Annotated in this window: 15 protein-coding genes; 6 read left to right on the forward strand and 9 right to left on the reverse strand. The window is 64.3% G+C overall.

The genetic code is table 11. The annotated features are described in order from the left end of the window. Positions 1–36: 36 nt before the first annotated feature. Both V1280_RS39050 and V1280_RS39055 read right to left on the reverse strand, forming a co-directional pair. On the reverse strand, positions 37–735 hold the full coding sequence (locus tag V1280_RS39050) for an FkbM family methyltransferase (RefSeq protein ID WP_334535911.1): 699 nt from the start codon (positions 733–735) through the stop codon (positions 37–39). 90 nt (positions 736–825) lie between these two features. After that, positions 826–1,740 (reverse strand): LysR family transcriptional regulator, encoded by a 915-nt coding sequence (locus V1280_RS39055; RefSeq protein WP_334535912.1) that lies wholly within the window; start codon positions 1,738–1,740, stop codon positions 826–828. 91 nt (positions 1,741–1,831) lie between these two features. On the opposite strand from V1280_RS39055, the gene V1280_RS39060 reads away from it, so the two are divergent. Continuing rightward, positions 1,832–2,278, forward strand: coding sequence for a nuclear transport factor 2 family protein (locus V1280_RS39060; RefSeq protein WP_334535913.1), 447 nt, complete (start codon positions 1,832–1,834; stop codon positions 2,276–2,278). 270 nt (positions 2,279–2,548) lie between these two features. Beyond that, positions 2,549–4,558, forward strand: coding sequence for a methyl-accepting chemotaxis protein (locus tag V1280_RS39065; RefSeq protein ID WP_334535914.1), 2,010 nt, complete (start codon positions 2,549–2,551; stop codon positions 4,556–4,558). A gap of 52 nt (positions 4,559–4,610) precedes the next feature. On the opposite strand, the gene V1280_RS39070 is transcribed toward V1280_RS39065, so the two are convergent. Together V1280_RS39070 and V1280_RS39075 are read right to left on the reverse strand one after the other, a co-directional pair. Continuing rightward, entirely contained in the window at positions 4,611–5,291 is a 681-nt protein-coding gene (locus V1280_RS39070; RefSeq protein WP_334535915.1) for a glutathione S-transferase family protein, read from the reverse strand. A gap of 307 nt (positions 5,292–5,598) precedes the next feature. Continuing rightward, positions 5,599–6,726, reverse strand: coding sequence for a site-specific DNA-methyltransferase (locus V1280_RS39075; protein ID WP_334535916.1), 1,128 nt, complete (start codon positions 6,724–6,726; stop codon positions 5,599–5,601). Between the two features lie 414 nt (positions 6,727–7,140). Here V1280_RS39075 and ypfJ point away from each other — a divergent pair, with 414 nt between their 5' ends. Further along, entirely contained in the window at positions 7,141–8,088 is a 948-nt protein-coding gene (ypfJ, locus tag V1280_RS39080; protein ID WP_334535917.1) for a KPN_02809 family neutral zinc metallopeptidase, read from the forward strand. A 158-nt stretch (positions 8,089–8,246) separates the two neighbouring features. Continuing rightward, entirely contained in the window at positions 8,247–8,810 is a 564-nt protein-coding gene (gene moaB, locus V1280_RS39085; protein ID WP_334535918.1) for a molybdenum cofactor biosynthesis protein B, read from the forward strand. Positions 8,811–9,065: 255 nt separating this feature from the next. Here the strand turns inward: moaB and V1280_RS39090 are convergent, their stop codons facing one another. Together V1280_RS39090 and V1280_RS39095 are read right to left on the reverse strand one after the other, a co-directional pair. Continuing rightward, entirely contained in the window at positions 9,066–9,995 is a 930-nt protein-coding gene (locus tag V1280_RS39090) for a bifunctional helix-turn-helix transcriptional regulator/GNAT family N-acetyltransferase (RefSeq protein WP_334535919.1), read from the reverse strand. A gap of 62 nt (positions 9,996–10,057) precedes the next feature. Then, on the reverse strand, positions 10,058–10,633 hold the full coding sequence (locus V1280_RS39095) for a glycosyl transferase (protein ID WP_334535920.1): 576 nt from the start codon (positions 10,631–10,633) through the stop codon (positions 10,058–10,060). Between the two features lie 306 nt (positions 10,634–10,939). Here V1280_RS39095 and V1280_RS39100 point away from each other — a divergent pair, with 306 nt between their 5' ends. Beyond that, entirely contained in the window at positions 10,940–11,779 is an 840-nt protein-coding gene (locus tag V1280_RS39100) for an RMD1 family protein (RefSeq protein ID WP_334535921.1), read from the forward strand. 135 nt (positions 11,780–11,914) lie between these two features. Here V1280_RS39100 and V1280_RS39105 read toward each other — a convergent pair whose 3' ends face one another. Genes V1280_RS39105 through V1280_RS39115 form a run of 3 tightly spaced genes read right to left on the reverse strand, consistent with a single transcriptional unit; the run spans position 11,915 to position 15,675 of the window. After that, complete coding sequence (locus V1280_RS39105) at positions 11,915–13,114, reverse strand: acetate/propionate family kinase (protein WP_334535922.1); 1,200 nt, start codon at positions 13,112–13,114, stop codon at positions 11,915–11,917. A 4-nt stretch (positions 13,115–13,118) separates the two neighbouring features. Continuing rightward, complete coding sequence (locus V1280_RS39110; protein ID WP_334538519.1) at positions 13,119–15,506, reverse strand: phosphoketolase family protein; 2,388 nt, start codon at positions 15,504–15,506, stop codon at positions 13,119–13,121. Positions 15,507–15,537: 31 nt separating this feature from the next. Beyond that, the gene (locus V1280_RS39115; protein ID WP_334535923.1) at positions 15,538–15,675 is read right to left on the reverse strand and encodes a hypothetical protein; all 138 of its coding nucleotides are present in this window, start codon (positions 15,673–15,675) and stop codon (positions 15,538–15,540) included. Positions 15,676–15,717: 42 nt separating this feature from the next. Here V1280_RS39115 and V1280_RS39120 point away from each other — a divergent pair, with 42 nt between their 5' ends. Further along, positions 15,718–16,881 (forward strand): PA0069 family radical SAM protein, encoded by a 1,164-nt coding sequence (locus V1280_RS39120; RefSeq protein WP_334538520.1) that lies wholly within the window; start codon positions 15,718–15,720, stop codon positions 16,879–16,881. Positions 16,882–16,902 lie beyond the last annotated feature (21 nt).

The raw sequence follows: 16,902 nt of genomic DNA on the forward strand, positions 1-16,902 counted from the left end.
TCGGGTATCGCAGGCCGGCTGACCGGCCTTACGAAACTAGGTCGGAGTGGCCCATAATTCACGCTCTCCGACCGGCTCGATCCGATAGCCATGCTGCTTCAAGATGGACGGCGCCTGTTCGAAGGCGCCGTCGTGCAGGGCGAGGAAGATTGTGCTCTTGTGCTCGGACAAGAGCCGCGCCGCGCCCGTGAGAGCCAGCGTCTCGGCGCCCTCGATATCCATCTTGATCAGGTCCGGGGTCGGAAAGTCGTCGAGGCGGACCGTCCTGACCGGCGTTCCGGTTTCTGAAATCTTCCCCATGTAGCCGTATTTGCCGACATCATCGTTGGTACGGAAAAACGTCTCGCCGTCTCGGTCAGTGACGGCCGCCTCGATCACCTCGACGTTCCCGATGTCGTTGAGATCGAGATGCTTGCGAAGCCTTGCCGCGTTGGCAGGGTTTGCTTCGAACGCAAGGACACGGCCTTGGGGTCCGACAAGCCTGGAAAGCATCAGGGTGTAGTATCCGGCATGCGCGCCGACATCGAAGGCCGTCATGCCTGGTTTCACGCGGGCGGCGATCGCCTTGGCATGATCGCTTTCATATGTTCCGAGCCAGCAACTCTGGTTGCCGGCCCCGACGACCCATTTCAGGCCTCGGTTCGGTCCGGTGAGCACCCGCATGACGGACGATGGCGAAACCAGCTTGAACGGAAGGCGGATCAACCATCCAAGTGGTTGGTGCGGGTCCAGCATGCTGTCGATCCCTTCGGTTCCTGTGGCTGGCTCATTAAAGGCCCTGAGGGCTTGTTTCAAGTCGAGCGCCTTGCGACGCCGCTGGGATGCTCATCGTTTGTGTTTTTCCAGCTCCCGTCCCGTCTCCAGCATCAGCCGCCGCAGCCAGATCGAGCCCGGGTCCATCTGCGCCCGCGTCGGATAGAACATGAACTGCTCGTCGATCCCGGGATCGAGCGGCGGCGTTACCGTGACGAGCCCGAGCTGTTTTGACAACGCCGCGATCAGCCGGCGCGGCACGAAGGCGACGAGGTCGGTGCGGGCGGCAACGTGCAGCGCTTCGAGATAGCCTGACACCACCAGCGAGATGTGCCGTTCGATGCCCTTGGTCCGCAGCCAGGTGTCGATCAGATCCTCGCTGTTGCCGCGGATGATCACGCCGACATGGCGTGCGGCGAGGAACGCCTCGCGACGCTTCAGCTTGACGCCCGCGGGATGGCCGCGCCGCACTGCCAGCGCATCGCTGTCGGTGTAGAGCAATTGCCGGTGAAAGCCCTTGAAGGCGTTGCCGATCGAGATCACGAGATCGATGGTGCGGGCGAACTCGGCGTGGAAGATCGCCGGGCCCCGCCATGGCACGACGTCGATGCGGACGTTGGGCGCAAGGCGCGTCACCTTCTCCATCAACGGCGGCATCAGAAGCTCGACCGCGAGATCCGGCATCATCAGGCGGAACGGCCGCTCGCTGCGCGCGGCATCGAATTCGTCCCGCACGAACAGCCCGCGCACCTGGTCGAGCGCCTGCGCCAGCGGCGCGCGCAACGCCTGCGCCCGCGGCGTCAGCTCCATCCGCGCGCCGGTGCGCACCAGCAGCGGGTCGCCGAAGATGTCGCGCAGGCGTTGCAGCGCGTGGCTGGTGGCCGGCTGCGACAGGCCGATCCGCATGGCCGCGCGGCTGACATTGGCCTCGCGCAGCAGCGCATCGAGCGCGGTCAATAGATTGAGATCGAGCGAATTCAAATTCATGAGGTGAATAGATATCATATCCGCTATCGATTTGAAGAATTACCGCCGGGCGGCGATGTTCTCCTGGTTGCCACCAAACGGAGATGCCGCCATGAGCGCGAGCGCCAACAAGAAACTGATGCAGGATATTTTCGCCGCCGCCGCCAACCCCGATCCGGCGGTGCGCGACCGCGCGCTGTTCGCCGCAAGCCTTGCCGACGACGCCAAATGGATCGTCACCGGCCAGTACTCCTGGTCGCGCACCTTCACAGGGAAAGAGGCGATCCTCAACGATCTGCACGGCTATGTGCGCACCCGCCTGCGCGAGCGGACGCGCACGGTCGCCGAGCGCTTCATTGCCGATGGCGACATCGTCGTGGTGGAGGCCAAGGGCGACAACATCACGCCCGAGGGCGTGCGCTACGACAATGACTATTGCCTCGTGTTTCGGCTCGAGGACGGCAAGATCAAGGAGATCCGGGAGTACTGCGACTCGGTCCTGACCGAGAAGGCGCTGGGTCCGTTTCCGCAGACGGTCAGTGGCGCAGCTCGCGGATAGGTCCATCGACGCGCTGCATGCAACGATCTGCATGCAGCTGCGGGCCTTACGCCAAAACCTTGCGCAACTGCCGACAAAATCAGCAGATTTTGTGTGAGCCTCGTTAGACCCACGCGAAAATTTGGAAGGTTCAATTAAGAAGTGTCCCGCATTGTATCGCGGTGCAGCGTGAGTCGCCGAAGAGGTGACGCGCGGCTGCTGGGGTGGCCGTGACGATTGCCGGAGTTGTGCGTCCGCCTGAATTCACATGCATCCGGGTGGACAGTGGGAATGCCGAGCTTTCGTTTGCGGATCCGGGGCCGTCTCTATGCCGGCTTCATGGCGCTGGTCGTGGTTGGTCTCGTGATGGCGGTGGTGGCCATCTGGAATTTGCGGTCCGTGCAGGACCAGGTCGCCAAGGCCTCGGCGTTTTCGGACAGCACGGCGCGGGTGCTGGAGATCTCGACCCATCTCCAGGCGATCCAGCGGGCCAATCTGCGCTACATCTACGACGCCAACGAGTCCGCGATGCGGGAGGCGTCAGAACGGGAGACCACGGCGACCGAGCTGCTGCAGGTCGGTGCCAAGGGGACGCTCTCCGAGGAGCGGCGCAAGCTCTACAACGATCTGATCGCCGACATCGCGAAGATGAAGAGCCTGCGCGACAATCTCGGCGACGCCGTCAACGAGGCGCGGACCGGCAAGGCGACGCTGCTGCCGAGCGGCGACGAGCTGACCGTCAAGATGAACAAGCTGAGCGATGTGGCGCGCGCAGCCGTCGACGAGGACACCGCGTCGCTCGTCGCAGACCTCGAATCCCGCTTGCTGCTGGTTCAGATCGCAAACTGGCGTTTCCTGGCGTTGCGCGACACCAAGGGTCCCGCCAACTTCAGGACCAATGTGGACAGGGCGTCGCAGCGGCTTGCCGCGCTCGAAAAGAGCCCGCAGGCGACGGAATTGCGCGCCACGCTCGCGCCGGTGAAGTCCTCGCTCGGAATCTACAAATCCGCATTCGAGACCACGTCGGCCGCGATGCTCCAGGCCGACGAGATCTACCACAAGAGCCTCGCGCCGCTCATCGTCGACAGCATCGCCAAGCTCAAGGTCGCCGAGACCGCACTCAAGAAGGACTACAAGGATTCCCGCAGCCAGGCCGAAGCCACGATCGACGGCACGACGTCGATGCAGGAGATCGTGGGTGGGGTGGCCACCCTGTTCGGATTGATCGTCGCTGTCCTGATCGCCCGCAGCATCGTCGGGCCGCTGACCTCGATGACGCGGGCGATGGGGCTGCTCGCCGGCGGCGATCTCGCGGTCGAGATCCCCTCGCGCGGCAAGGCCGACGAGATCGGCGACATGGCCAAGGCGATCCAGGTGTTCAAGGACAACATGATCGACACCGAGCGGATGCGCCACGAGCAGACCGAGATCGAGGCGCGGCAGGCCGAGGACCGCAAGAAGGACATGGTCCGGCTCGCCGACCAGTTCGAGCAGGCGGTTGGCGAGATCGTCGACACCGTCTCGTCGGCATCGAACGAGCTCGAGGCCTCCGCCGGCACGCTGACCACGACGGCGACGCGCGCGCAGGATCTGTCGACGGAAGTCGCCTCCGCGTCGCAGGAGGCTTCGTCCAACGTGCAGGCTGTGGCGTCCGCCACCGAAGAGCTATCTTCCTCGGTCTCCGAGATCGCTCGTCAGGTGCAGGAATCCGCCCGCATTGCCGGCGAGGCCGTGGGGCAGGTGACGAAGACCAACGCCCGCGTCAGCGAGCTCTCCAAGGCGGCCGCCCGGATCGGCGACGTGGTCGAGCTGATCAGCACCATCGCCGGCCAGACCAATCTGCTGGCGCTCAACGCCACCATCGAGGCAGCGCGCGCAGGCGAAGCCGGCCGCGGCTTTGCCGTGGTGGCGTCCGAGGTCAAGGCGCTGGCCGAGCAGACCGCAAAAGCCACGGGTGAGATCGCCCAGCAGGTCTCCGGCATCCAGGCCGCGACGGAAGAGTCGGTCGGTTCGATCCGGGAGATCAGCGGCACTATCGAGCGGCTGTCGGAAATCTCCTCGACGGTTGCCGCCGCCGTGGAAGAGCAGGGCGCGGCCACGCAGGAAATCTCCCGCAACGTCCAGCAGGCCGCGCACGGCACCCAGCGCGTCTCGACCAATATCGGCGACGTCCAGCGCGGCGCTTCGGACACCGGCTCGGCCTCCTCACAGGTGCTGTCGGCAGCGCGCTCGCTGTCGGCCGACAGCAACCGGCTGAAGCAGGAAGTCGCAAAATTCCTGAGCTCGGTCCACGCTGCCTAAAAAGCAAAAGGCCACGCGCGTGCGCGTGGCCTTCAATCGCGTCGCGGGGTGATCAGGCCACTTTCGTCGTCATGTGGCCGAACATGTTGCGGCGGGCCTCGTCGTCCATCTCGGCCTTGAAGGTGAACTTGTCCTTCAGCGCGATCGCGCGCGCCGCCGCCGGCCTGGCCGAGATCTCGTCGATCAGCCGCTTCACGTTCGGGTAGCGCGTGAAGGCGTCGTCGCCGAGCTTGAACGGCACCATCCGCGCCCAGCCCCACAGCGCCATGTCGACGATCGAATAGCTGTCTCCGATCATGTAGCTGCGGCCCTTGAGGTGACCGTCGAGAATCTTGTAGTGGCGGTCGGTCTCGTACTGGTAGCGGTTGTGGGCGTAGTCGTGGTTCTGGTCCTTTGGCGCAAAATGCTTGAAGTGCACGGCCTGACCTGAATACGGCCCGACGCCGGTTGCCACGAACATCAGCCAGGACAGCAATTCGGCGCGGTTCGCCGGCAGGAATTGTCCGGTCTTCTCGGCGAGATAGAGCAGGATCGCGTTCGAGTCGAACACGATCGTGCCGTTGTCGTCGATCGCGGGCACCTTGGCGTTCGGATTGATCTTCAGATAGTCCGGCGTGAATTGCTCGCCCTTGCGGGTGTCGATCTTCACGGGCTCGAAAGGCAGGCCGGCCTCTTCGAGGAACAGTGCGACCTTGGTCGGGTTCGGCGATCCGTTGAAATAGAATTTGAGCATCGGGCGTCTCCCAAATGTTGGTGCAAGCGTTTGTGGCCGAGAGCGGACGCAGCATCATTGCCGCGCGGCGGCCTTCTCTTGCCTGAACCTTGTCGGGGGAAGCAACCGGCGAGATTGCCGTGCGGTATCTGCGCATGACGCAGATCGGCGGGCGTAACAAAGGCCCGCTGGTTGCCGTAGTGGCCACGGCACAGGTGCCGTAGGGTGGGCAAAGCGAAGCGTGCCCACGAATTCCGTCAACCATTAGGGAGATGGTGGGCACGGCGCAAGAGCGCCTTTGCCCACCCTACGAGAGCACAGGGCTCGGCTATTCCGCCATGCCCGCGCGGATCTCGGCGCGGAGCTCGTCGATCAGCTTGAGACCCTTCTTGGTCTCGACGTGCCAGAAGGTCCAGCCGTTGCAGGCTGCCGCGCCTTGCGCCACCGCGCCCATGCGGTGGATCGAGCCGACCTTGTCGCCGAACATGATGGCGCCGTCGGCACGGACCAGCGCGCCAAGCTTCTTCTTGGCGTCGAACAGTTTTGCGCCGGGCATGATCATGCCGCGCTCGATCAGCTCGGAGAACGCCACGCGAGGTGCTTCGCGCGCGGTCATGAACGGGGCGAGGCTCTCTTCCGGCAGCGGCTCGACCGCGGCGATGCGCGCGGCAGCGGCCTTCGCGTAGGTCTTGTCGCGCTCGAAGCCGATATAGGAGCGGCCGAGGCGCTTGGCGACGGCGCCGGTGGTGCCGGTGCCGTTGAAGGGATCGATCACGAGGTCGCCGGGCTTCGACGACGACAGCAGCACGCGCGCGAGCAGCCCTTCCGGCTTCTGCGTCGGATGCACCTTCTTGCCGTCGGCGCCCTTCAGGCGTTCCTCGCCGGTGCAGAGCGGGATCAGCCAGTCGGAACGTGCCTGCACGTCCTCGTTGGCCGCCTTCAGTGTTTCGTAATTGAAGGTGTAGCCCTTGGCCTTCTCGTCGCGCGCAGCCCAGATCATGGTCTCGTGCGCGTTGGTGAAGCGGCGGCCGCGGAAATTCGGCATCGGGTTGGTCTTGCGCCAGACGATGTCGTTCAGGAGCCAGAAGCCGAGGTCCTGCATGATCGCGCCGACGCGGAAGATGTTGTGATAGGAGCCGATCACCCAGATCGTCGCCGACGGCTTCATCGCGCGGCGCGCGGCCAGCAGCCAGGCGCGGGTGAAATCGTCATAGGCGGAGAATGAATCGAACTTGTCCCAGTCGTCGTTGACGGCATCGACATGGGATTCGTCGGGGCGCTTGAGATCGCCCTTGAGCTGCAGATTGTAGGGCGGATCGGCGAACACCAGATCTACGCTACCTGCCTGAAGCTTCGACATCTCGGCGACGCAATCACCGAGAATGATGCTGTGCGAAGCGGACTCAAAATTTGTGCGGGGCGCCCTTGCAGACGCCCCGCGACGCGACACTACCATGACTCAAGAACTCTGACTCAGGCGACGCTGTCGGCGACGCGGGACCAAACAACCGACTGACCGTTACAATGAAGCGGCAAAGTAAAAATCGACTTAACCCGCCGCTTTCGTGAGCAGACCGGCCATCGCGCGTGGCGCGCGAGTCGCCGTGCGCATTTGCCGTGTTTTGCAGTGTGTTTCGCGCTTCTTCGCGTTGCGGGAGTGGCTGGAGCTGCAAAAGACTCCAAATTTCCCTCGGAAAAAAATGCTTGGCCCTCGGAAAAAATTGCTGGCGTCGCACGCCGTCGCACTAGGCAATAATTGCCGAGCGGGATATTGATTAACGCAATGGAAATTTTAGGTATGTGGCGCGTTGAGGGTTTCGCGTTTCCGCGTGCCCACGCCATGCAATCGCCGACCTGAGGGAAGCCCGCCATGCGCTACGATGATTTCCGCCGCAGCGACGACGTCGAGGATCGTCGCGACGACAGTGGCGGTGGGTTCGGCGGCGGTGGAGGCGGTGGCGGGTTCGGTCTGCCGATGGGCGGTGGCGGCCTCGGCATCGGAACCATCATCGTGCTCGGCCTGGTCGGCTATGCCTTCGGCATCGATCCGCGCATCCTGATCGGCGGCGCCGAGATCCTCACCGGTGGCAGCCAGGCGCCGAGCTACCAGAGCGACCGTCCGTCTTCCCAGGCCAAGCGCGGCGCGCCGACCGACGAGATGGGCAGCATGATCTCCGGAATCCTCGGCGAGATCGACGATCGCTGGAGCGAGATCTTCCAGGCCAGCGGCCAGTCCTACACCGGCCCGAAGGTCGTGCTGTTCCGCAACGCCACCAATGGCGGCCGCTGCGGCCGGGCCGAGTCGGCGATGGGTCCGTTCTACTGCCCGCCGGACCGCACCATCTTCCTCGACACCGGCTTCTTCCGCGAGGTCGAGACGCGCTTCCGCGGCTGCTCCGGAAAGTCGGCGTGCAATTTCACCACCGCCTATATCATCGCGCATGAGGCCGGCCATCACATCCAGAACCTGCTCGGCATCATTCCGAAGGTGACGCGATTGCAGCAGCAGGCCGGCAGCAAGGCCGAAGCCAATGCGCTGCAGGTGAAGGTCGAGCTCCAGGCCGATTGTCTGTCCGGCGTCTGGGTCAATCGCGAGGCGAAGAAGCGTCCGAACTTCCTCGAAGCCGGCGACATCGATGCCGCTCTGACCACGGCGAGCGCGATCGGCGACGATACGCTGCAGCGCCAGGCTACGGGGCGCGTCGTGCCCGATTCCTTCACCCACGGCTCGGCCGCGCAACGCAAGCAGTGGTTCATGACCGGCTATCAGCAGGGCAATCTGCAGGCCTGCAACACGTTCGGCAGCGGCGGGCCGTAGCGAAGGTCTCGTGCCCCGGACGCAGCGCAGCGCTTCTTTAGCGGTGCGCTGCGTCCGGGGCCAATCTTGCCGGTCCTTGCGTTTCTCACAATGGGTCCCGGCTCTGCAGTGCACTGCTAGCGCGCTGCGCCGCGTCCGGGACACGAGAGGAATGAGCAATGGCCTCCATCGACGAAACCAAACAATTCATCCCGCTCAACATCGCGGTGCTCACCGTCTCCGACACGCGTGCGCTCGCGGATGACAAGTCCGGCCAGACGCTTGTCGATCGTCTCGCTGCAGCCGGCCATCAACTCGCCGCGCGCGAGATCGTCACCGATGATGTCGAGGCGATCCGCGCCGTGATCCGCCGCTGGGTGGCCGATGCCGGCGTCGACGTCGTCATCACCACCGGCGGCACGGGTTTTACTGGGCGCGACGTCACGCCGGAGGCGATCGAGCCGTTGTTCGAGAAGCGCATGGACGGCTTCTCGATCGCCTTCCACATGCTGAGCCACGCCAAGATCGGAACGTCGACGATCCAGAGCCGCGCCACCGCGGGCGTAACGGGTGCCACCTATATCTTCTGCCTGCCCGGTTCGCCCGGCGCCTGCCGCGACGGCTGGGACGGCATTCTTGCTGCGCAACTCGACTACCGCACGCGGCCCTGCAATTTCGTCGAGATCATGCCGCGGCTGGACGAGCATCTGCGCAGGCCGAAGGCGCAGGGCGCGACGGTGTGAGCGCGCGGGTGCGCGAGCATCAGTCGCAAGCCAAGCACAAGGTATCGTAGGGTGGGCAAAGCGAAGCGTGCCCACGATCTCGATCCGCAATGCTGGGTCCGTGGGCACGGCGCTCATGCGCCTTTGCCCACCCTACGATTCCTGGCTCGTGGAGAGATACCCCTCACCCGAATGAGTTCGTGTCGTCCAGCGGAGATGCCCTCTCCCGCAAGGGGCGAGGGCACATTCATGCGCATATCGCTCGCTGTGAGATCGCTAAAGATCCCGCTCCCAGGTCTCGCCAATCAGATCCTGCCCAAAGCTCCGATGCGGCTCGGTGGCGACCAACTTGAATCCTGCGCTCTGGTAGATGCCGCGTGCGGCAACCAGGATGCTCTGCGTCCATAGCGTCATGCGGCGATAGCCTCTCTCGCGCGCGCCTTGCATGCATTGCTCGACCAGCGCGCGGCCGACACCGAGCCCGCGCGCTTTCTTCTCCACCTGCAACAGGCGGAGTTTTGCGATCTCGTCCGTGGCCTTGACCAGAAAGATCGAGCCGACCGGCTCGCCACCGACTTCCGCGATCCAGCAGTGCTCGCGCGCGGCGTCGTAATTCTTGATGAACTGTGCGCAGATCTCGGCGACCAGCGCCTCGTAGCTGATGTCCCAGTTGTAGTCCGCAGCATAGGCGGCGCCCTGCCGGGAGATGACCCAGCCCATGTCGCCGATGCGATGGCTGCGCAGCACGACGGAAGCGGGCTGGCTCTGGCGTTGCTCCAGCACGTTCTCGATGGTCGCCATGGCCTGCGTCAGCCGCGTTGCATCGCCGGCCGAAAGCTGAGCCAGCATGGCGGCGACCTCGTTTTGCGAGCTCAGGCTCAGCTTGGCGAAAGTCTGCCGGCCCTTGGCGGTGAGGCTGAGCTGGTATTGCCTGCGATCCGCGGGCAGCGGCTTTCGTGTGATCAGTCCCTTCTCGTCAAAGCTTTGCACGATGCGGCTGAGATAGCCTGGATCGAGACCGAGCTCGTTTCCGATCTCTTTTGCTGCAAGGTCGTCGCGATGCGCGAGCTCATAGAGCACGCGAGCCTCGCTGAGCGAAAATGGGCTGTTCCCCAGGTGCTGGTCGAGCACGCCGAGCTTGCGGGTATAGAAGCGGTTGAAGGCGCGAACCGCTGCGATCTGGTCGTCGGTACCGTCGAATGGCATGGGACACCTCGATGATTGCCATTGTCAAGTAATTATTTGACTTTGGCAAGTATCTGGTGCCCTCACGCGACCATGACGATCCGGCTGCGCAACATTGTCCGGGAGGAGCGCCCGAGCCGCCTGAGCAGCCTCGCCTCGGACCGGCGGGCCTGGGGCGGATAGCCGCCGATCCGGTCGTAATGATCCCGCGCGATCAAAAGCCCCTGATCACCAAGGGGGCCGACCAGCTTGCGTGCCACGGACCACAGGACGTCGCGGAAGCCGGTATCGGCGTAAGGCGAGCGGGCATAGCGGAACACCGCCGCACGGTCCCGGCCGCTGGCCGCGACGGCCTGGATGAACTGGGTGGTCTCCTCGATCCAGCCGGTATCCAGCACGGCGCCGGCAGGCAGGAACATCAGCCAGGGCGAACGCGCCTGGAGCGCGCCGGCGGCGAGCGCAGCACCTTGCGAAGATCCCTCGCAGCCGACGAAACGGCAGCCGGCGACGTCGGCAACGCGCTCGATGACGCCGTTGCTTGTGCCGTCGACCAGCAGAACTTCCTTGATGATGCCTGCCGCGGCACCGGGGACCAGCGCGGCCAGGGTTGCGACCGCGGTCTGCTCGACGCCTTCGGTCGGAATGATGACGCTCAGCATGATTGAGACTTCGATGTCCGCAATTCGGGAGAAGCGTAACTCGTTATGATGTTGTCATAAACACGCTGCGCTGCCGAGTGCAACTTTTCGCAGGCCGCTTGGCGTGCGATGGTAAACTCCGTGAGCCCATCGCCGCCGAATATGTCGCGCGCAGGGTGGTCAAATTGCCGAATGTTTCGGCGATTTTCGGTTTCGCGAGCTTCAAACGGGCCGTTTCTCTGCCGATATCGTCGGGGTGACGGCGCCGTCCCCGGGCGGACGGGAAAAACGTGCAGCCGCCGTGGCGCAGGAGCGAGATTAAGTCCAATGAACGCCGATCAACTTCCCATTGCTGCGACGCCTGCAGCGCCGAAGCCGGCGGCCGCGCCGACCTTGCGGATCCGCGCGGTGATGCTCGGCGAACGCATCAATCCGTCGGGGCTCGAGATCGGGCCGACGGTCTCCTCGACACCCGCTGCCTTCCGGGTCCATGGCGGCCTTGCCGTGATCTTCCGCTACGGCGTCGTGGTGTTGATCGGCCTTCTGCCGTCGGAGGAGAAGGTGTTGCTCGACGGTCTGAAGTCTCGCGTGACTGGCGAGCTCAGCCCTCATGAGGAGGAGACCGCGCAGGCGCAGCTTTGCCACGACGAAAACGCCGAGGCGATCCAGCCGGGCGGGCCGATCAACCTCTCCAAGTTTTCCGACGAGCGGCTGCTGCTGATCGCGGACGCACTCGCCAAGAGCACGTCGCTGGCGCGCGACGAGCGGCGCGTCGCTGCGGTGTTCGACGTCATCGAGCCCTTTGCGCGCGAGCTCGCCGAGAAGGGCCGGACGTCGCGGCGGCGCAAGGGCATCCTGCAGCTCATCGGCAACGCGCTGCTGGTCCAGCAGCGCGTCGCCGGCCGCGTCGCGGTTGCCGAAAAGCCCGACGCGCTCTGGGAAAAGCCGCAGCTCGACCGGCTCTATGCGCGTCTCGAAGACGAGTACGAGCTGAAGGAACGTCTCGACACGCTCGAGCGCAAGCTCACGGTCGTCGCGGAGACGGCCGATGCGCTGACCGACATCATCGATACGCAACGCTCGCTGCGACTCGAAATCGCGGTGGTGGTGCTGATCGTGATCGAGGTCGTGATCGGCTGCATCCAGATTTTTGCCGGGATTCACTGAGCGCTGAGCTGCGCGTTGTCGCGCCCTGTACCTCCGCGAGTCCGGTATCGTAGGGTGGGCAAAGGCGCACTTGCGCCGTGCCCACCACTGGTCCAGCATTACAAAAGGTGGTGGGCACGCTCCGCTTTGCCCACCCTACGATACTGTCCTCGTGGCTTGCAGCACCGCAACGCAATGCCGTGCGATCGTCAGTTCTTCGTTAGTCGGGATGACAAGCACATCGATAGCGCTGTTGTCTGCATTGATGCGCTCGCGCGCCGCGTCATTTGCCGCGGCATCGATACGCACGCCGAGCCATGCAAGCCGCTCGCCGATGCTCCTGCGGATTTCCTTGGCATGCTCGCCAATGCCGCCGGTGAACACGAGAGCATCCAGTCCCCCCAGCGTGTTCGCCATCATCGCGATCTCCTGCGCGGCACGAAAGGTGAAGAGATCGACCGCCTCCCGCGCCGAATCCTCGCTGCTCGCCAGCAGCGTGCGCATGTCCGCGGAAATGCCGGAGACGCCGAGCAGCCCGGACTCGTGATAGAGCAGATGCTGCAAATCCTCGATCGATATCTTTTCGTGCTGGAGCAGATAGAGCAGCACGCCAGGATCGATGGCGCCGCAACGCGTGCCCATCACCAGGCCGTCGAGCGGCGTCAGCCCCATCGTGGTGTCGACGCTGCGGCCGTCACGCAACGCGCACAGGCTGGCGCCATTGCCGAGATGGGCGATCACGGTTCTTTTGGCGGCAAGCTCCGGTGCGATGTGGGCGAGACGACCCGAGACATATTCGAACGAGAGTCCGTGAAAGCCGTAGCGTCGCAGGCCGCGTGCTTCGTAGTGCCGCGGGATCGCGAAGCGGCTCGCGGGCGGGGCAATACCGTGGTGGAAGGCGGTGTCGAAGCAAGCGATCTGGGTCAGGTCAGGCTTGATCGTCCTTACAGTATGGACCGGTGCGAGGCACCGCGGCTGATGCAAGGGCGCCAGCGGCGTCAGCGCCTCGAGCTTCGTGTAGACCTCTTCATTTAGTTCAACCGGGCCTGAATAATCCGGACCGCCATGGACGATCCGGTGCCCCACGGCGCGCAGGCGCCCATGGCCAAAGCGGTCCTCGATGAAGGCGAGCACGTCGGCGAACAGATGACCGCCGGCCGCATCCGGCTCCTCTCTCTGCTTCTCAAATAACGTTTCGCCTGATGGACTCTTTGCTACCAGCCGCGGCTTCGCCTCGTGCTCGTCGAGCAGGCCTTTGCAGAGCAGGACAGGTTCGGCCGCCGAGATCTCGAACAGGCCGAACTTGATGCTCGACGAGCCGGCGTTGAGGACGAGGACTGCGTCGGAGGCCGTCATGCGGTCAGCCCATCTTGCCCGGCCAGACCCAGTCGCGGATGACAGGCATGTCCTCGCCGTGCTCGCGCACGTAACGCGAATGCTCGATCAGCGCGTCGCGGAATTGCTGCTTCACCTGTGCGGCCTTGGTCGCGAGCCCCGGCACACGCTCGATGGCCTCGATCGCCAGGTGATAGCGGTCGAGCCCGTTGAGCACGACCATGTCGAACGGCGTGGTCGTGGTGCCTTCCTCGGCAAAGCCGCGGACATGCATGCCGGCATGGTTGGTGCGGTTATAGGTCAGCCGGTGGATCAGATAAGGATAGCCGTGATAGGCGAAGATGACAGGCTTGTCCGATGTGAACAGGCTGTCGAAGTCGCGATCGCTCAGGCCGTGCGGATGCTGCTCCTTCGGCTGCAGCGTCATGAGGTCGACGACGTTGACGACGCGGATTTTGAGATCCGGCAGCGCCTTGCGCAGCAGATCGACCGCGGCGAGCGTCTCCAGCGTCGGCACGTCGCCGGCGCAGGCCATCACGACGTCGGGCTCGCCGTCGGCCTCGTCGTTGCCGGCCCAGGTCCAGATGCCGATGCCGGCGTCGCAATGCGTCGCCGCCTCCTGCATCGAGAGCCATTGCGGCGCCGGCTGTTTGCCCGCGACGATGACGTTGATGCGATTGTAGGTGCGTAGGCAGTGATCGGCGATCCACAGCAGCGTGTTGGCGTCAGGCGGGAAATAGATGCGGACGATGTCGGCCTTCTTGTTGGCGACCAGGTCGACGAAGCCGGGGTCCTGATGGCTGAAGCCGTTATGGTCCTGCCGCCAGACATGCGAGGTCAGGAGATAGTTGAGCGAGGCGATCGGTCGTCGCCACGGCAGATGCCGCGTCACCTTCAGCCATTTGGCGTGCTGGTTGAACATGGAATCCACGATGTGGATGAAGGCCTCGTAGCAAGAGAAGAAGCCGTGCCGTCCGGTGAGCAGGTAGCCCTCGAGCCAGCCCTGGCAGAGATGCTCGCTGAGCACCTCCATCACCCGGCCGTCCTGCGCGAGATGCACGTCGTAGGATTCGATCGGCTCCATCCACACCCGTTCGGTGGCCTCGAATACGGCATCGAGCCGGTTTGACGCGGTCTCGTCCGGGCCCATGAGGCGGAAGTTGCGCTCCTGTGCGTTGAGACGGATGACGTCGCGCAGGAATTTACCAAGTTCGCGCGTTGCTTCTCCCGTCACGCCGCCGGGCTGTGGCACGTCGACGGCGAAGCTGCGGAAGTCCGGCAGCTTCAGTTCCTTCTTCAGCAGGCCGCCATTGGCGTGCGGATTGGCGCCCATACGGCGCTGGCCGTCGGGCGCCAGTGCTTGAAGCTCTGCAATGAGCGCGCCGCTGTTATCGAACAGTTTGTCCGGCTCGTAGCTGCGCATCCAGTCTTCGAGAATCTTCAGATGCGCGGGGTTCTCGCGGCAGTTCGCGACGGGAACCTGATGCGCGCGCCAAAATCCTTCGACCTTCTTGCCATCGACCTCCTTCGGGCCGGTCCAGCCCTTCGGGCTGCGCAGCACGATCATCGGCCAGCGCGGCCGCTCGACGCTCTTGCGTCCGTCGCGGGCGTGCTGCTGAATCGAGCGAATGCTGGCGAGCGCGACGTCGAGCGCATCGGCCATCGCCCGGTGCATCAATTTGGGATCGTCGCCCTCGACGAACAGCGGCTCGTGGCCGAATCCGCGGAAGAGATCGCGGATCTCGCTGTCTGGCATCCGGCCGAGCACGGTCGGATTGGCGATCTTGTAGCCGTTGAGATGCAGGATCGGCAGCACCGCGCCGTCATGGGCGGGGTTGAGGAACTTGTTGGAGTGCCAGGACGCCGCGAGCGGGCCGGTCTCGGCCTCGCCATCGCCGACGACGCAGGCGACGATCAGGTCGGGATTGTCGAATGCCGCGCCATAGGCGTGCACCAGCGCGTAGCCGAGCTCGCCGCCTTCGTGGATCGAGCCCGGCGTTTCCGGCGCCGCATGGCTCGGGATGCCGCCGGGGAAGGAGAACTGCCTGAAAAGTTTTCGCAATCCGTCCGCATCGCGCGGAATGTCTGGATAGATCTCGCTGTAGCTGCCCTCGAGATAGGTGTTGGCGACCATGCCCGGGCCGCCATGGCCGGGACCGCAGACATAGATCATGTCGAGGTTCTGCGCGCGAATGACGCGGTTGAGGTGGGCGTAGATGAAGTTCAGCCCCGGCGTCGTGCCCCAATGGCCGAGCAGACGCGGCTTGATGTGTTCGGGCCGCAACGGCTCGCGCAGCAACGGATTGTCGAGGAGATAAATCTGCCCGACCGAGAGGTAGTTCGCGGCGCGCCAGTAGCGATCGAGGAGATCGAGGTCGCTGCTCGCCGCACGCCATTGTTGTTGATTTGTCATGTTCATGCCGACCTTCACCCCGGGATCGTCATCAACCGAGTTCCGGCGAGATCGATCCTTCAGCCGCATCAAACGGAATCGAGGTCACGCGGTGTTGCGAGAGGTCAAAGGTCAGCGCGCGAAGTTTGGGCAGCTCTACTGTGCATGGGGTTGTTTTCGCGTTTTTCATTTGCGTTCTTGATTTGTTCTTATGACGTGCTATCTTGGCTTCATGAGTCCAGCTTCTTCTTCTGCTCTCAAGCACCCGCCGGTCACGGCGCCCTCCGAGCCGGCGGGTGCGCCTTCTGATTTCCCAGAGCTTGGCGTTGTCATCGACCGCGCGCGCCGGCGAGGGCGTGGCGCACAGTCCAACGCCGGCGGCCGCTTTGAGGCCGAGGCGCGCGTCGCCTTCGATGATGGCTGGCAGAGCCTGGAGGAGCTGCCGCCGTTCAAGACGACGGTCGGCGTGGACACCTCGCGCAAGGTGATCACCCGCAACGACTCCCCCGACATCGGCTTCGACCGCTCGATCAATCCCTATCGTGGTTGCGAGCACGGCTGCGTCTACTGCTTCGCGCGGCCGACGCACGCCTATCTCGGCCTGTCGCCAGGGCTCGACTTCGAGTCAAAGCTGTTCGTGAAGCCCGAGGCGCCGGCGCTGCTCGAGAAGGAGCTCGCGGCCGCAGGCTACGAGCCGCGGATGATCGCGATCGGCACCAATACCGATCCCTATCAGCCGATCGAGCGCGAGCGCAAAATCATGCGCGGCATTCTGGAGGTGCTGGAGCGCGCCGGCCATCCCGTCGGCATCGTCACCAAGTCCGCGCTGGTCACACGCGATATCGACATTCTTTCGCGCATGGCCAAGCGCAACCTCGCTAAGGTCGCGATCTCGGTGACGTCGCTCGACCCAAAACTCGCGCGCACCATGGAGCCGCGCGCCTCGACGCCGCCGAAGCGGCTGGAGGCGCTGAAGCAGCTCTCGGATGCCGGCATTCCCACCACCGTGATGGTCGCGCCCGTGATCCCTGCGCTGAACGATTCCGAGATCGAGCGCATTCTGGACGCGGCTGCCCACGCCGGCGTCAAGGAAGCCTCCTACGTGCTGCTGCGGCTGCCGCTCGAGGTACGCGATCTCTTCCGCGAATGGCTGATGGCGAACTATCCGGACCGCTATCGCCACGTCTTCACGCTGATCCGCGACATGCGCGGCGGCCGCGATTACGACGCGAAATGGGGCGAGCGCATGAAGGGTACGGGACCGATGGCCTGGACCATCGGCCGCCGCTTCGAGATCGCGTGCGACCGGCTCGGGCTCAACAAGCGCCGCGCGAAGCTGACCACGGATCATTTTGCCCGGCCGAAACAGAACGGCGAGCAGCTCAGCCTGTTCTAGGGCGCGGGGCGAACGAGGTGT

It is taken from the genome of Bradyrhizobium sp. AZCC 2230 (assembly GCF_036924495.1).
Classification (GTDB): Bacteria; Pseudomonadota; Alphaproteobacteria; order Rhizobiales; family Xanthobacteraceae; genus Bradyrhizobium; species Bradyrhizobium rifense.

Coding starts and splice junctions, on each gene's coding strand:
- V1280_RS39065 (WP_334535914.1), top strand. CDS start 2,549: ATGCCGAGCTTTCGTTTGCGGATCCGGGGCCGTCTCTATGCCGGCTTC.
- V1280_RS39060 (WP_334535913.1), top strand. CDS start 1,832: ATGAGCGCGAGCGCCAACAAGAAACTGATGCAGGATATTTTCGCCGCC.
- V1280_RS39110 (WP_334538519.1), bottom strand. CDS start 15,506: ATGACAAATCAACAACAATGGCGTGCGGCGAGCAGCGACCTCGATCTC.
- V1280_RS39090 (WP_334535919.1), bottom strand. CDS start 9,995: ATGCCATTCGACGGTACCGACGACCAGATCGCAGCGGTTCGCGCCTTC.
- V1280_RS39095 (WP_334535920.1), bottom strand. CDS start 10,633: ATGCTGAGCGTCATCATTCCGACCGAAGGCGTCGAGCAGACCGCGGTC.
- V1280_RS39050 (WP_334535911.1), bottom strand. CDS start 735: ATGCTGGACCCGCACCAACCACTTGGATGGTTGATCCGCCTTCCGTTC.
- V1280_RS39120 (WP_334538520.1), top strand. CDS start 15,718: ATGAGTCCAGCTTCTTCTTCTGCTCTCAAGCACCCGCCGGTCACGGCG.
- V1280_RS39105 (WP_334535922.1), bottom strand. CDS start 13,114: ATGACGGCCTCCGACGCAGTCCTCGTCCTCAACGCCGGCTCGTCGAGC.
- V1280_RS39100 (WP_334535921.1), top strand. CDS start 10,940: ATGAACGCCGATCAACTTCCCATTGCTGCGACGCCTGCAGCGCCGAAG.
- V1280_RS39070 (WP_334535915.1), bottom strand. CDS start 5,291: ATGCTCAAATTCTATTTCAACGGATCGCCGAACCCGACCAAGGTCGCA.
- V1280_RS39055 (WP_334535912.1), bottom strand. CDS start 1,740: ATGAATTTGAATTCGCTCGATCTCAATCTATTGACCGCGCTCGATGCG.
- moaB (WP_334535918.1), top strand. CDS start 8,247: ATGGCCTCCATCGACGAAACCAAACAATTCATCCCGCTCAACATCGCG.
- V1280_RS39075 (WP_334535916.1), bottom strand. CDS start 6,726: ATGGTAGTGTCGCGTCGCGGGGCGTCTGCAAGGGCGCCCCGCACAAAT.
- V1280_RS39115 (WP_334535923.1), bottom strand. CDS start 15,675: ATGAAAAACGCGAAAACAACCCCATGCACAGTAGAGCTGCCCAAACTT.
- ypfJ (WP_334535917.1), top strand. CDS start 7,141: ATGCGCTACGATGATTTCCGCCGCAGCGACGACGTCGAGGATCGTCGC.